The organism is uncultured Aquimarina sp. (assembly GCF_947495315.1).
GTDB lineage: Bacteria > Bacteroidota > Bacteroidia > Flavobacteriales > Flavobacteriaceae > Aquimarina.
This window is the reverse complement of record NZ_CANLYD010000008.1, coordinates 121,756-136,649: the sequence shown is the minus strand read 5'-3', so window position 1 is coordinate 136,649 and position 14,894 is coordinate 121,756. Positions and strand designations below refer to the sequence as shown.

The 14,894-nt window shown below is 34.7% G+C and carries 10 protein-coding genes; 5 read left to right on the top strand and 5 right to left on the bottom strand.

From position 1 onward, the window contains the following. Positions 1-24 precede the first annotated feature (24 nt). Positions 25-1,707, bottom strand: a complete 1,683-nt coding sequence (locus Q0910_RS15405) for a T9SS type A sorting domain-containing protein (protein WP_299218347.1) — start codon at positions 1,705-1,707, stop codon at positions 25-27. Between the two features lie 209 nt (positions 1,708-1,916). Here Q0910_RS15405 and Q0910_RS15400 point away from each other — a divergent pair, with 209 nt between their 5' ends. Beyond that, positions 1,917-3,677: an aromatic amino acid hydroxylase gene (locus tag Q0910_RS15400; protein WP_299218345.1), complete on the top strand. Its 1,761-nt coding sequence runs from the start codon at positions 1,917-1,919 to the stop codon at positions 3,675-3,677. Between the two features lie 194 nt (positions 3,678-3,871). On the opposite strand, the gene Q0910_RS15395 is transcribed toward Q0910_RS15400, so the two are convergent. Then, positions 3,872-7,105, bottom strand: coding sequence for a M14 family zinc carboxypeptidase (locus Q0910_RS15395; protein WP_299218343.1), 3,234 nt, complete (start codon positions 7,103-7,105; stop codon positions 3,872-3,874). 447 nt (positions 7,106-7,552) lie between these two features. On the opposite strand from Q0910_RS15395, the gene Q0910_RS15390 reads away from it, so the two are divergent. Continuing rightward, a complete protein-coding gene (locus Q0910_RS15390; RefSeq protein ID WP_299218340.1) occupies positions 7,553-7,972 on the top strand; it encodes a hypothetical protein in 420 nt (139 codons plus the stop codon). Between the two features lie 42 nt (positions 7,973-8,014). Here the strand turns inward: Q0910_RS15390 and Q0910_RS15385 are convergent, their stop codons facing one another. Then, entirely contained in the window at positions 8,015-8,962 is a 948-nt protein-coding gene (locus Q0910_RS15385; protein ID WP_299218338.1) for a GSCFA domain-containing protein, read from the bottom strand. 57 nt (positions 8,963-9,019) lie between these two features. After that, a complete protein-coding gene (gene alaS, locus Q0910_RS15380; RefSeq protein ID WP_299218336.1) occupies positions 9,020-11,650 on the bottom strand; it encodes an alanine--tRNA ligase in 2,631 nt (876 codons plus the stop codon). 174 nt (positions 11,651-11,824) lie between these two features. On the opposite strand from alaS, the gene Q0910_RS15375 reads away from it, so the two are divergent. The 3 genes from Q0910_RS15375 to Q0910_RS15365 are packed head-to-tail and all read left to right on the top strand — an operon-like array spanning position 11,825 to position 14,258. Continuing rightward, entirely contained in the window at positions 11,825-12,802 is a 978-nt protein-coding gene (locus Q0910_RS15375) for a peptidoglycan DD-metalloendopeptidase family protein (protein ID WP_299218334.1), read from the top strand. 5 nt (positions 12,803-12,807) lie between these two features. After that, a complete protein-coding gene (locus Q0910_RS15370) occupies positions 12,808-13,926 on the top strand; it encodes a CapA family protein (protein ID WP_299218332.1) in 1,119 nt (372 codons plus the stop codon). A 2-nt stretch (positions 13,927-13,928) separates the two neighbouring features. Then, the gene (locus tag Q0910_RS15365; RefSeq protein WP_027395257.1) at positions 13,929-14,258 is read left to right on the top strand and encodes a MerR family transcriptional regulator; all 330 of its coding nucleotides are present in this window, start codon (positions 13,929-13,931) and stop codon (positions 14,256-14,258) included. A 16-nt stretch (positions 14,259-14,274) separates the two neighbouring features. Here Q0910_RS15365 and Q0910_RS15360 read toward each other — a convergent pair whose 3' ends face one another. After that, positions 14,275-14,889, bottom strand: coding sequence for a hypothetical protein (locus Q0910_RS15360; protein WP_299218331.1), 615 nt, complete (start codon positions 14,887-14,889; stop codon positions 14,275-14,277). Between the last annotated feature and the right edge of the window lie 5 nt (positions 14,890-14,894).

Genomic DNA, 14,894 nt, shown 5'->3' with positions numbered 1-14,894 from the left:
TTTTAATAGCGAAGTGCTCTTTACTTATTTGATCACAACCTTCTTAGTAATACTTGCATTGGTTGATGTATCCGTAATAGAAATAAAATATACTCCACTAACATTCGAAGACATATCTAATACTGTATTATCATCAATAACTTCACCTTGCCCTACTTGTTGACCTGTTAGACTGAAAAGATTATAAGTTAATCTACCTCCAGAGTTATTAGACACGTTAAATATTCCATCGGATGGATTAGGATAGAGTATTGTATTTCTTGCTAATTCATTCTCATTTACACTCAATGTAATTTCTTCGGATAATGAATTTAAAGTGGTTGCACCTGTATTAGCAGGATCTAACCAATTAGAAAGCCTTGTAGCATCCGTCGTTCCGAAATCCCAAGAGACATCAAATCTACCATACACATCAAATTGATTATTATCAGTGGTTCCTGGAACTGATGTACAAGCAGCAGCTCCACCAGCTAATTGACCTATAATTCTACCATTAGGGTCAAATAATGCAGACCCTGAAGAACCTCGTTCTGTTACTCCAAGATCCCAATCGGCAACATTCCACATTTCAGTAGTAGCATTACCATTAAAACTAATAATTCTTTCGGTTGGAGACTGATCTTCTCTACACACCTTCATAATATCTCCTGACGGATGATGAATTCCTATAGCAAAACTAGGTGCCGTTCCGGTTCTATCCCATCCAGCCCAATATAAATCCCAACTATCCGGAAGACTCGAATCTATATTAACCAATAAGACATCCGATTCAGTATTATTTGCCAAAACAGTAGAACCACTAGTAGTTTGATCAAAAGTTCCATTTGTACTAGGTGTTAAAGTCGCGCAAGATGGATTAGGACTTACCCAATTAAATCGGAAAGCCCAAACCGAAGTATTAGATGTATTCCCCAATTCATCCTCATAACAATGATTAGCTGTCAAAAAATAAGGAGCTCCGTCATTGTTCGTGTTATTAATCAATGTTCCTGTACAAAAACCTGAACTTCCAACAACCATTAACCCTACAGCTCTTTTTAAATTATCTTTTATATCATCAAAATCTGTTCCTACCGAACAATCTACATCCTGATTACAGTCTCCTGAATCGTTCAAAGCTTTTTGTTGAACATCAAAATCAGTAACTGAACGATATCCATGAACAATTTTAGATATTTGTAGTTTTTCTTTTCCTTTTGCTGACTTAGGAACAAAATATTCAAGAACTATATCCTCTCCTTCTACTAACCAAGTTCCTAACATTTCATCATCTCTATTAAAGGTACTTGTATATGCTCCTAACAAATCTGACTTATCAATATTATATAAATATAATGATGCACCTTCAGGCAATCTAAATTTTTCAAAAACAAAGTTCATGGTGCGAGCTTTCTTAGATTTAAATCGAATTCTCCAAATCCAATCACCATTTGACAATTGACTCCATTTACCGGAATTATTTATGTCGTAATTCACATCGAACTCATAACCAAAACGATATACTTTTGACCTATCTTGATCATTTATAACATCTTCTTTTTGAATTTTTATTAAGTCAAAATCAGGCATTTCAATAGCCACTAGAGATTGTTTTTCAATACTTAAGAAGTCAGTATCCCAACTCCTTGGCTTTCCTTCGTTTGTAACTTGACCACTAGCAATTATACAAAAAAGTAATGCTGCGGTACATAAAATAATTTTTTTCATAATATTTGTGTGATGTATTAAGTTAGTCTATTTTTTATTGATTATATATTTTAGAGACGGTAAAAAATTACATAGTCACTTATAATAATAACAGCATACATTGTTAAAACCCTACACTGTATAAACAAAATTAGTTAATTAATTCTAATATTAGCGGTAAAACCAGTACTTTTCCGCAACAAAAACCCTGCTAAAAATCTGATTTATAAATGTCATCACAAATAGAATCCAACCCTTTACTTGATAGATTACCTCCTCATCTTAAACAATTTATAAAGCCTCAAAATTATGATGAGTACACTCCTATTGATCAAGCCGTATGGAGATATGTGATGCGTAAAAACATTGCTTCATTAAGTAAAGTTGCCCATAATTCTTATTTAAAAGGATTAGAAAAAACAGGTATTTCTATAGATGAAATCCCTAGTATGTATGGTATGAATCGAATTCTAAAAGAAATTGGCTGGGCAGCAGTTGCTGTAGACGGATTTATTCCCCCAAATGCTTTCATGGAGTTTCAAGCCTATAACATTCTAGTAATAGCTTCCGATATTAGACAATTAGAAAATATAGAATATACACCCGCTCCTGATATTATTCATGAAGCTGCGGGACACGCTCCAATTATTGCTAATCCGGATTATGCAGAATATTTACGCCGTTTTGGAAAAATAGGATGCAAAGCTATTTCATCTAAGAGAGACTATGATATATATGAGGCTGTCCGTACGCTTTCCATATTGAAGGAATCACCGAATGCCGATCCCTTAGCAATTCAAGATGCAGAAAATCGAGTCAACGAATTACAAGATCAAAAGTCGGAACCTTCAGAAATGGCTTTGATCCGTAATCTTCATTGGTGGACAGTAGAATATGGCCTTATTGGCACTATAGGTGATCCTAAAATTTATGGCGCAGGATTACTTTCTTCTATCGGAGAAAGCGAATGGTGTATGACGGATAATGTAAAGAAACTTCCATATACTCCAGATGCTGCTTTTCAGGATTTTGATATTACAAAACCTCAACCACAATTATTTGTAACTCCTGATTTTGCATACTTGTGTCAGGTTCTGGAAGAATTTGCAGATACTATGGCATTACGAAAAGGAGGACATCGTGGACTTGCTAAGCTTATTGAATCTCAAAATCTGGGAACCATAGAACTTAGTACTGGTTTACAAATCTCTGGAATTTTCACTAGAATGATCAAGAATGAAGATAATGAGGTTATTTATTTTGAAACAGAAGGACCTACTGCACTTTCTCATCGAGAAAAAGAATTGATTGGTCAGGGAGTTAATGCGCATCCTAACGGATTCAGATCTCCTCTTGGAAAATTAAAAGGTATCAATCTTGCAATAGAAAACATGTCTCCAAGAGATCTGAAAGCATATAATTTTTATGATGGAGAATATATAGAATTCGAGTTTGAAAGTGGAATCACAGTTGCAGGAATAAATATCACTGGAATGCGAAACATCAAAGGAGAACTTATTCTGATCCAATTTAAAGAATGCACTATTAAGTATAAAAATGAATACTTGTTTAAACCTGAATGGGGTACCTTCGATTTTGCTGTAGGAAAAGAAATTGTATCAGCTTTCTCAGGACCAGCAGATGATTACTCCTTCGATATGGTTACACATAACCCAGATATGAACACTATAAAAAGAACTTACACTGCACAAGAAGAAGAATTACACGCTTTATATCAGGCAGTTAAAAATGTAAGGAATGGTGAGAATACTAAATTTTCTCTAGAGGCTGTTTTTGCTATCTTAAAAAAAGATCATCCTGAAGATTGGTTATTATCGATTGAGATTTATGAACTGGTTTACGATAGAGATCCTAACTTTGCTGACCATATTCTTAAACATCTAGAAAACGTCAAAACTAAAAAACCCGAGATAAAACATCTCATTGATAGCGGCATTGAAATTATTACACAAGAAACTTTGATAAGCTAAAAATATAGAATCTATTAATTTTGCATAAAACATCACTTTTAGGCAATTCTCCTTTCCGCAAACCTAAACAATATATCTCTATATCTTCATTCTGTAACTTCAGGAATAAAAAACAAGGCTGAATCCTAGGTAAAAAACCACAGCATCCAGCCTTCTGGAAAATTACATATTCTCTTTTCTAAAAAAGGGAATTTTTATTGTATTACAAATCTTTTGATCTTTTTGTTAGCATCATTTCCTACTTGTAAAAGATACAATCCATTAGATAAACCACTTACATCAATATTTCCATCTGTCATTTCTTTACTTATTACCTTTTGGCCTGCGTAATTATAGATCGTAATATTAGCTTCTTGATCTGGAAGACCACTAATAAACAAGATTCCTTCTGTTACAGGGTTAGGATATATTTGAAAAGTCCCTTTAGTATTCAAGCTACTTGCAACATTTGCTCTGGAAGCAGTCGCCCCTCCAATATTTACAGTATAATCTTCTACTTCGCCGTATGTAAATGTTTCACAAGGGGTGGCTGCAGCATTATACTTCAAACTTACCCGCATTCTTGTGGCTCCCGCTGATGCACTAGATGGCACTATAAAATCATAGGATTGATTTGCATCACTACGCGTAGATTCTGAAACTATTAACTCTGAACTATCAAAAGTTCCATTTTGATTATAATCAATCCAAACGTTCCAATATTCTGTATATACTGTTCCAGTATAATTAAGGCTTAATACAATTGTATTTTGTCCATAAGACACCGCACCTGTTAAGTTTGTATAATCTGTATATCCACTAGTAGCTGCAGAAGTATTATCGATTCCTCCAATACTTACATAATCGATGTATTCATCATTCACATTATTACCTTGACTACTACAATAGGTTATTACGACTCCTGTTGTTGTAAAAGTTATAGAATCACTTGCTGAAGAACTATTTCCCGTAGCATCTTTAGCCACCACAACAAATGTATATTCTGAATTAGGATTCAATCCACTAACCGTAGTATTAGCTGAGACAGAAGTAGCTATCAAGGTAGCTCCCTGATAAATTTCATATTCAGATACCCCAATATTATCTGTAGATGCGTTCCAGGATAAATCAACAGTAGTTCCCGTAATATTTGATACTGTTACATTGGTTGGTGTAGATGGAGCTTGAGTATCAGGAGTTGTAGAAATAATTTTAAGATCATCAATAGCCATATCACTTCGGAATCCACTTCCAGTAATACCTTTAAACTGAAGCTTAATTACAGATCCAGTATATGCAGAAAGATCTATAGAAGCTTGGTTCCATTGATCTCCTTGACTTCCGTTTCTGCTCCAAAGCGAAACATAATTCACCCCATCATCTATGCTTGCTAACACTTCTAAAGACCCCATATTGGTTCCATTCATATGATATCCAAATTCTAAGGTCGCGCCAGTTAACGCTTCTAGATCAATGCAAGGGCTATCAAGCAAAGCTATTTTTCCAGGATACCCATTTCCATTACCAGAAGCTTCGGTAAACATATAAAATGAACCTTCTTGAGCTGAGGATGGTCCCGTTCCGTTAGACGGTGTTCCATTACTATCACGTGTCCAATTAATATCATCGCCTGTAGCATTTGTCCATACACCTATATTGGATTCAAAACCTTCTGTATATGGAAATGTAACAATCCCTGCACAAGCAGGTACTCCTGTTGTAGTAAAAGATATTGAACTACTGTAAGGCGACGTAGTTGCTCCGGCACATATACTACGCACCTGAGCTTCATAAGACGTTTCTGTTGTTAGACTCGTAAGATTTGTAGTGTTAGTACTAGTAGAAACTACCGTCCAATTCGTGGTTCCCGTTTCTCTATATCTAACATCAAAAGTAGCTCCAGCACTACCAGACCAACTTAGATTAGCGCTAGTTGATTGTACCGAAGACGCAACCAATCCTGTTGGTGCAACCGCTCCAATTGGAGTTAATTGTACATCCTGAATTACTGCTTGACCGTCTGCAATCGTGACGCCTGTGATTGTTTTTGATTCGTAACATTCTGCTTCATACACTAAAGTATAAGTTCCTGCTTTGATCGGCCGGTAATAATCACCTTCCGGTAATTCTGTTGGCGTCCAGGTTTCGTAGGTTTCTTTCCCTACAACAGTTACTTTAGCATCAATCGCTTGATTAGTCACCGCATCAGTAACGACACCACGTATTCCGTAATTAATCTGCTTTAGAAAACTAATCAATGCTTCCTGATTATAGTTCCAGAAATTAACCAGCTGATTTGCTGCTGGTGTTTTGGCATTAGAAAGTTCTACGGTTACTTCTCTTCCTTTATGATAATATATCTGATAATCTTGTCGTCCTCCTTGTACTTCATACCAGGCGTAGCCATTGGTAATTCCGTTATTAAGTGCATCAAAATATCCATTAGGGCTATTTTGCTGACAAAAATCTCTATATTCTTCTGATACATGAACAAAATAGTCTTCATCAGGATGTGCTCCGGCATAGGTATCCCAAGGATAGTTAATTAACTCTATTCCTCCATGAAAATTAGCAGATAGCACAAAATGTTTAGAGGCTGCAAAATCCATAAATCGCTGTGTTTCTATCTGATGACTATTCCCATCAGGATTAGCTCCATCATCTGGATCCGGATAGTTTCGATTAAGATCTACATTATTAGCATTTCCTCTAGTTGCATTCGCTACAGATGTATTACCAGCGCTATTTCTATAGGTTCCATCTGGATTCGCTAATGGGTTAATCCATACTTCATTGTTATCCAATAGTTGCTTGATCTCTGCGTGTCTTGGATGTGACGTATCATTATACGTAGTCAATAAAAAATCAATAAGATTGAGCATCATAGGATATCCTGCAATCTCATCTCCGTGCATTGAAGAAGTATACATTACACGTGGTTCTTGTTCGTTTGACCCCACGTTATCCGACAACTTTACAAAAAGCAAAGATTTATCTCCTTCTGTAGTAGTACCTATATTTTCTAATTGGCATATCGTAGGATTATTAGTAGCAAAATCATTCATCATACTTACATAATCTGCATATGTAGGATATGCAGTTAATGGAAATGTAGCTGCTTTTACCAACAAGTCTGATGTCATCGTTCTATACCCTATAATATTATCTTCTTGTGTTGTAGTAAAAGGGATGTTTTTTTGTAGAAACTGATCAAACTGCAATTGATTAGCCATTAGTTTTACAATTCCTGTAGCTTCATCATAATGAACAATGGACAACTCTTGAGTAATAGACAGTAATTGAGAAGGGTTGTTTATAACGATATCGAATATCACCTCTCCTTTTAGGTTTAGGTATTCAATAGCTCGTTCTTTTTGGGTTTGCTGTGCAAATAATGAAGTACCTAGGATCATACAGACCCATAAGGCAAGCTTTAGTTTTTTCTTCATGGTTTTTAAGAGTGTTTGTGTGCGACATACTTTGATTAAGCAGCGGTCAATACAGTTAAATTGGTTTTATTAATCCTAAAGATAAGTTAAAAAAGAATAAAATCGCCGTAGAACAACAGATCTTTTCACTAACCTACACCCCAGTTTATCAATAGATTAACTATTTAAAATAGTCTGTTTATTTACATAAAGAAGTAATTAATATAAGTAAAATCTCTGGGGAAATGCGGGGTATTAAACTAAATAAGAGAATAAAGATCGGGCACAACTATAATAGCTATTACCCGATCTCACGTAAAAAAACCTCACAATAAAGCTTTTGTACTTATGTATCTATCCTAACCTTTAGTGTTACTAAATATCAATAGGTCAACATTATGATATATATATTTATGGAATGTTTTTTGATGCGGTAAACAAACTAATTAAACAACTAATTTTTCTAGTATGAGAAATTCTAAACTTCTATTTTTTACTGTATTCTTTACTTTTATTGGTTCCCTATATTCTCAATCTATACAAACACCATCCTTAAGTTATAAGAAGACAACTAAAACATTGATCATAGACTCTATTCCGGTTACCACTCCTATTGATTATCGTTTAACAGGGATTAGTAAGAACAATAATGACTATAGGCTATTTGTAGGAACTTGGCGAGTTTCAGACTATCCATCTTTTGGAATTTCAAGGTCACGCCCATACTTTGTTATAAGAAACAACGCATTTACTCATAAATCCCTTTTTGATCCAGTTGTACAAATTTCATTAGAGCAACAATCTTGGGACAATCCTTTTGGAATTGATTCGTTTGGAGCTGGGGTCGTAGTGGGCAGCTTACAACTTATATCAAGTATTTTTAATTGAAAACGTCTTTATTCAAGTCAGAGCTTTCATACAAGAAAGATCCTAAAACTTGATAAAAGAGTATTCTTGTTGAAGTTGATGTTTTTTGTGTTCCAAATTTTGAAGAAAAGAAAGATGTTGCTTGCTTTTTGGGTTAAATGGCCTATGAGCGATTGCATTTTGGATTTCTTTAACTCTATGCATCGTTTTTAACGCTTCTCCCGAAATCCAGGTTTGTTTAAAATACTCCCATATATAATCAATAGCAACTTTACTCGGATGAATCATATCAGTATCATAAAATCTATAATCTCTTAGTTCATCCATCATAATTTCATAAGAAGGAAAATAACCACAGTTATTATCAGAAGTTATCGTTTTATGCACAGCAGCAATTAAATGTGATTTACTTAGATTATTTTCCACAAAACCGTCCTTACTATGTCTAACCGGAGATACGGTGAATATGATCTTTACAGTTGGATTTAGACTTCTAATCAGACCAATACTATTTTGCAAACACTGACCTACTTCCTCTACGGACAATAACTCTTTGGCAAACTCCTTTTGTGATACTTTATGACAATTTGCAACCACCATATCTAGTGCCTGTAAACGATATACCCAAGCCGTACCTAATGTAATACAGATATGGGTAGCCGATTGAATCTTCTTATATGTTTGATCCAATGCTATATTAAGAGATTGCAATAACTGTTTCTGATCCGGATGACTTAACTTAGAATGTGCATCAAAACAATGCCACTGTTCATTATGGTAAAACAAATCAGTTTCAGTATACTTTTCCTTCTGAGTAGCCATCCAAAGAAAGGTTTCAATGGCTTTTGGATGAAAAAGTATTCCAAAAGGATTGATCAAGGTTTTGAATTTAAAATACTCAAACTTTTCTCCGATATTTTCGGCAAAGCAAGATCCTAACAAAAACAACTCGGCATCGTAATCAATTTTAGGCTGCTGAGGTTTTAAGGGTATTTTGGTTTGTAGAATCATTGACTTATGACCCTTAGCCTCTCCCACAAAGGAGCACTAAGGGATATTGATTTTTAGTTATACATATTGTTTAGCTTTTTCTAAAGCTTCTTCTATTCCTGCTGGATTCTTACCGCCAGCTGTTGCAAAGAATGGTTGACCGCCGCCGCCGCCTTGGATATATTTCCCTAATTCACGAACAACCTGACCAGCATTTAGTCCTTTTTCCTCGACTAGGTTTTTAGAAATATAGCAAGACAATAACGCTTTGCCATTATTATTTGCTCCAAAAAGCATAAAAGCATTCTTTATTTCTCCACCTATTTCAAAAGACAAATCTTTTATTCCTGCCGGATCAAGATCTACTTTCTTAGCTAAAAACTGAATCCCGTTTATTTCTTCAAATTCTGATTTAAGTTCTCCTTTTAGATTCTTTGCTTTATCCTTGAGTAGTGCTTCAATCTGTTTTTTAAGACTTGTATTCTCTTCTTGTAATGCAGTAATTGCTTTAATAGGATCTTTTGGATTTTTTAAAATAGTTTTCACCTCAGAAAACGCTTCGGATTGGTTGGTAAAATAATCCTTAGCTGCATCACTGGTAATCGCCTCAATTCTTCTGATTCCTGCCGCTACCGCACTTTCTGATGTTATTTTAAAATGCCATATGTCACTAGTGTTTTTTACATGGATCCCTCCACATAATTCCATAGATTCTCCAAAACGGATTGCACGAACAGCATCTCCATATTTCTCACCAAACAAAGCAATTGCTCCTTCGGCAATAGCTTGATCATAGGATATGTTTCGTTTTTCTTCCAGTGGTAACGCTTCTCTTATTCTAGCATTCACAAAATCTTCTACTTGCTGTAACTCATCTGAGGATACTTTAGCAAAATGAGAAAAATCAAATCTTAAATTCGAACTTTGTACCATAGACCCTTTTTGCTCTACATGGGTTCCTAAAACTGAACGCAATGCCTGATGTAACAAATGAGTTGCAGAATGGTTAGCTGCCGATGTAGCACGCGCCTTATCACTTACTACTGCTGTAAAAGTATCTTCTATATGATTAGGTAAACTTTTTGTAAAATGAATAATCAAGTTATTCTCTTTTTTAGTATCTATTATATAGCATACACCACCATTAGAAGCTTCTAGATATCCTTTATCTCCAACTTGTCCTCCACCCTCTGGATAAAAAGGTGTATTATCTAAAACTAATTGATACAACTCTCCATCTTTCTTGCTGTTCACTTTGCGGTATCGAGATATTTTTGTCTTGCTTGAAGTATGATCATATCCTATAAATTCCTCTTTGGCATTAGGAATCAAAATCTCCCAATCTCCGGCTTTCACCTCAGAAGCGGCTCTGGAACGATCTTTTTGTTTTTGTAATTCTTCTTTAAATACTTTTATATCATATTCATATCCTTTCTCAGACAGAATCAAAGCCGTAAGATCTTCAGGGAAACCAAATGTATCGTATAATTCGAATACTTTTTCTCCTGAAACCACTTTACCTTTCGTATTCTTAATTACATTATCTAACAATACTAATCCCTGGTCCAGAGTTCTTAAGAATGAGTTCTCTTCCTCTTTTATAACATTGGTGATTAAATTTTTCTGAGATTTTAATTCAGGAAAAGCATCACTCATCTGATTACTAAGCGTATCTACCAGTTTATAGATAAAAGGCTCTTTGGTATCCAAAAATGTAAATCCATATCTGATAGCTCTTCTCAAAATTCTTCGGATTACATATCCTGCACCCGTATTACTTGGCAATTGACCATCTGCTATAGAAAATGACACGGCTCTAAGGTGATCCGCAATCACACGGATTGCTACACTTACTTTACCGTTTTCATCAGTCGGCAAACTATCTTTATCATAGGTAGCATTGGTAATAGTCTCTATTTCTCTGATTAGTGGTGTAAACACATCTGTATCGTAGTTAGATTTCACACCTTGTAAAGCCATACACAAACGCTCAAATCCCATTCCTGTATCCACATGTTGTGCTGGTAGTTTTTCCAGAGAGCCATCTGCCTTACGATTATATTGCATAAAAACAAGATTCCAAATTTCCACTACTAATGGATCATCCTGATTGACTAAGTCGCGACCTGGTATTTTTGCTTTTTCTTCTTCAGATCTAAGATCTACGTGAATTTCAGAACAAGGTCCACAAGGCCCTTGATCTCCCATTTCCCAGAAGTTATCTTTTTTATTACCCATGATGATACGATCTTCTGGAACTATATTTTTCCATAAATCATAAGCTTCCTGATCCATATTTAGATTTTCATCTTTTGCTCCCTCAAAAACAGAAACGTATAAGATATCTTTATCAATCCCAAAAACCTCTGTTAACAATTCCCAGGCCCATTCGATCGCTTCTGTTTTGAAATAATCCCCAAAACTCCAATTTCCTAACATCTCGAACATGGTATGGTGATAGGTATCCATACCTACTTCTTCCAGATCATTATGCTTACCGCTAACTCTAAGGCATTTTTGAGTATCTGTAAGACGATTATTTTTTGGTATTCCGTTTCCTAAAAAGAATTCTTTAAACTGATTCATCCCGGCATTGGTAAACATCAAGGTTGGATCGTTCTTAATCACCATAGGTGCAGAAGGCACTATACTGTGTTTTTTGGATTCAAAAAACGCTAAAAATTGGTTTCTGATGTCTTGGGATTTCATTTTTTTATATTTTCTTTATAATCAGTTAATTATCGTTAACTACCTGAAGATATGCTATCGATATTTGTCAGTTTTTTCTGGACTTGGTCACATTTTATTATATTTGTTCCAGCCCCAAAGTATAAACAAGCCTATTTTTGGCTAACATCCTGCAAAAATAGTATATTTTAGATTATGTCAAAGGTTAAATATTACTACGATAGCGAGACGCTATCTTATCGTAGAATTGAGCAAAAAAAAGGACGCAAATTTGGCTTCGCCATTTTAGGTGTTCTTGGTGCTTTTTTAGCTGGTTTTGTATTATTGTTAATCTATCTGAATATTCCTCAATTAGAGACTCCTAAAGAAAAAGCATATAAACGGGAATTGGAAAATATGAAGCTTCAGTATGAGCTTATGAACAAACAACTGAAGAAAGATCATGCCGTTCTAGATGAAATCGCAGAAAGAGATGATAATATATATCGACTTTATTTTGGTGCTCCACCAATTCCTGCAGAAGTAAGACGAGCTGGTTTTGGAGGAGTTAATAGATATAAGGGTTATGAAGGTTATGATAACTCCGAAATGATTATCGAAAGCCAAAAACAAATAGATAAACTCACTAAACAAATAGCAGTACAATCTATTTCTCTGGATGAAATCAAAGATTTGGCAGAGCAAAAAGAAGAATTGCTATCCACAATACCAGCGATCCAACCCATACAAAACTCTGATTTAAAACGCATGGCATCAGGATATGGATGGAGGAGTGATCCTTTTACGAAAGCAAGAAAGTTTCATTATGGTATGGATTTTTCTGCTGCTACAGGAACTCCAATATATGCTTCCGGTAACGGTGTAGTTACTAGAGCAGATGCTAATTCTACGGGTTATGGAAAACACGTTCGTATCGACCACGGCTTTAACTATGTGAGTCTTTATGCCCATTTAAACAAATACAATGTAAAAAAAGGACAGAAGGTAAAACGTGGAGATGTCATAGGTTATGTAGGAAGTACAGGAAGATCAGTTGCTCCTCATCTTCATTACGAAATATTTAAAGATGGTGACCGCATCAATCCACGGAACTTTTACTATGGAAGTTTAACTTCTGAAGAATTTAATATAATGCTAGAAGCTTCCAAATTGATTAATGAAACCTTAGATTAAACCTTATGCGTAAAGCACTTCTTTTTGTAATTCTAATTGGTTTTAGTTACACTATACAAGCACAGAAATTTTCAAAAGAAGCTATTGACTCCATGACGGTAATCGTTGAGGATTTTAAGTTGGAAATGGAAAAACTTTCGGCTCCTAAAAGCATAAAGTTGATGGCTGTAGGAGATATTATGATGGGAACAAATTTCCCTAAGGAACATTATATGCCACCAGGTGACAAAGGTCCTTTTGATGATGTAAATGTTGTTTTAAAACAAGCCGATATCCTTTTTGGTAACCTAGAAGGCACACTCACTGATGAAGGTGAAAATGCAAAACGATGTTCTGATCCTTCTAAATGTTATTCATTTCGATCTCCTGAATCTTTTGGTAAATACCTGGAAGAAACCGGATTCGATATCATGAGTATTGCGAATAATCACATAGGAGATTTTGGAGCAATCGGTATTAAGAATACTGCTAAAACACTTGAAAAACATAACATTGCTTATGCCGGTATTTTCGCTCAGGAATCTACTATATTTGAAAAAAACGGAATCACATATGGATTTTGTGCCTTTGCCCCAAACAAAGATTGCGTAAAAATTCATAACTTAACAAAGGCAAAAAGCATTGTTAAAGAACTAAAGAAAAAAGTAGACATTGTTATTGTTTCTTTTCACGGAGGTGCAGAAGGAACAGATCACACTCATGTAACCAGAAAAACGGAACGTTTTTATGGAGAAGATCGTGGAAATGTTTATCTATTCGCACATACACTGATAGATGCAGGAGCTGATATTATTTTAGGGCATGGTCCTCACGTATCAAGAGCTTTTGAGGTATATAACAATAAGTTTATCGCCTATAGTTTAGGTAATTTTTGCACCTATTCCAGGTTTAATCTAACCGGAATTAAAGGATATGCTCCTATTGCGGAAATAGAGGTAGATCCAGAAGGTAATTTTATCAAAGGAAAACTTCATTCTGCTAAGCAAATTGATGAGGTATATCCTTTTATGGATGATAAAAAAAGAGCGCTAAAAGAAATTAAAAAACTGACTGAGGAAGATTTTCCGGAAAGCAACTTGGTTTTTGAAGAAGATGGAAGTTTTACCCAAAAAAATGAGAACTAACTATGTATGTTGACTTACCAAAAAAAATGTACTATGGTATTGGCGAGGTAGCTGATGCATTTGATGTAAATGCTTCTCTTATTCGTTTTTGGGAAAAAGAATTTGATATCCTAAAACCAAAAAAGAATGCCAAAGGAAATAGAAAGTTCACTCCTGAAGACATCAAAAACCTGGAATTGATATACCATCTGGTAAAAGAACGCGGATTTACACTGGAAGGAGCAAAAATTCACCTCAAAGAACAAAAGCAAGAAGCTCTTGATAGCTTTGATATCATTAGAAAATTAGAATCTATTAGAGGGCAATTACTAAAAATTAAAGAGCAGCTTTAATGTAGTTCTCAGGAAGTTATTCCTGTCCTATAATGTAATTTTTATAAATATCTGACTCAAGTATAATAACGCCTGATTGCATTTGTGTAAGTCTTGTTATACTAGCAATTAATGGAAAATCTTTAAAATTGAATTCCAACCATTTCCGCCTTCTACCATCTCTATCATGCACTTCTCCCGTACTTAAGATATTGCTTATTTTGGTTTCTAATTCCGGTGTTTCTACTAATTCTAAAAGTTCTTCTCTGATCTGATCTGTTTTTGTAATAAACTCTTTTCCTTTTTCAGACAAACCTCTTTCAGTAAAAAACATATTATTCTGTTGATCCATTAACTCATAATTTTTAGGCCCTTTTCCACCTAACATCTCCTGCTTTATAGATTCTAAATATTCTTTAAAATTAGTTATTAAAGAATCTACCTGGTTGGCTTTAACTAAAAGATTTTCGTCTTTTATTGCATTTAATAACGAATCATTTTCTTTTTCAACAAAAACACTACTCTTACTCAATTTATTATCCATTTCTCCAAATGCAGAAATAACATCTCTACTACTTTTAACAAGAAGAAAACTAATACCTGATATTATAAATATTAATAATAAAAGTATTATCAGAACAGGTTTTTTCATTATAA

Bases quoted from the DNA above. Each gene is read 5' to 3' on its own strand.
- Q0910_RS15395 (WP_299218343.1), bottom strand. From the start codon at position 7,105: ATGAAGAAAAAACTAAAGCTTGCCTTATGGGTCTGTATGATCCTAGGT.
- Q0910_RS15400 (WP_299218345.1), top strand. From the start codon at position 1,917: ATGTCATCACAAATAGAATCCAACCCTTTACTTGATAGATTACCTCCT.
- Q0910_RS15365 (WP_027395257.1), top strand. From the start codon at position 13,929: ATGTATGTTGACTTACCAAAAAAAATGTACTATGGTATTGGCGAGGTA.
- Q0910_RS15390 (WP_299218340.1), top strand. From the start codon at position 7,553: ATGAGAAATTCTAAACTTCTATTTTTTACTGTATTCTTTACTTTTATT.
- Q0910_RS15385 (WP_299218338.1), bottom strand. From the start codon at position 8,962: ATGATTCTACAAACCAAAATACCCTTAAAACCTCAGCAGCCTAAAATT.
- Q0910_RS15405 (WP_299218347.1), bottom strand. From the start codon at position 1,707: ATGAAAAAAATTATTTTATGTACCGCAGCATTACTTTTTTGTATAATT.
- alaS (WP_299218336.1), bottom strand. From the start codon at position 11,650: ATGAAATCCCAAGACATCAGAAACCAATTTTTAGCGTTTTTTGAATCC.
- Q0910_RS15370 (WP_299218332.1), top strand. From the start codon at position 12,808: ATGCGTAAAGCACTTCTTTTTGTAATTCTAATTGGTTTTAGTTACACT.
- Q0910_RS15375 (WP_299218334.1), top strand. From the start codon at position 11,825: ATGTCAAAGGTTAAATATTACTACGATAGCGAGACGCTATCTTATCGT.
- Q0910_RS15360 (WP_299218331.1), bottom strand. From the start codon at position 14,889: ATGAAAAAACCTGTTCTGATAATACTTTTATTATTAATATTTATAATA.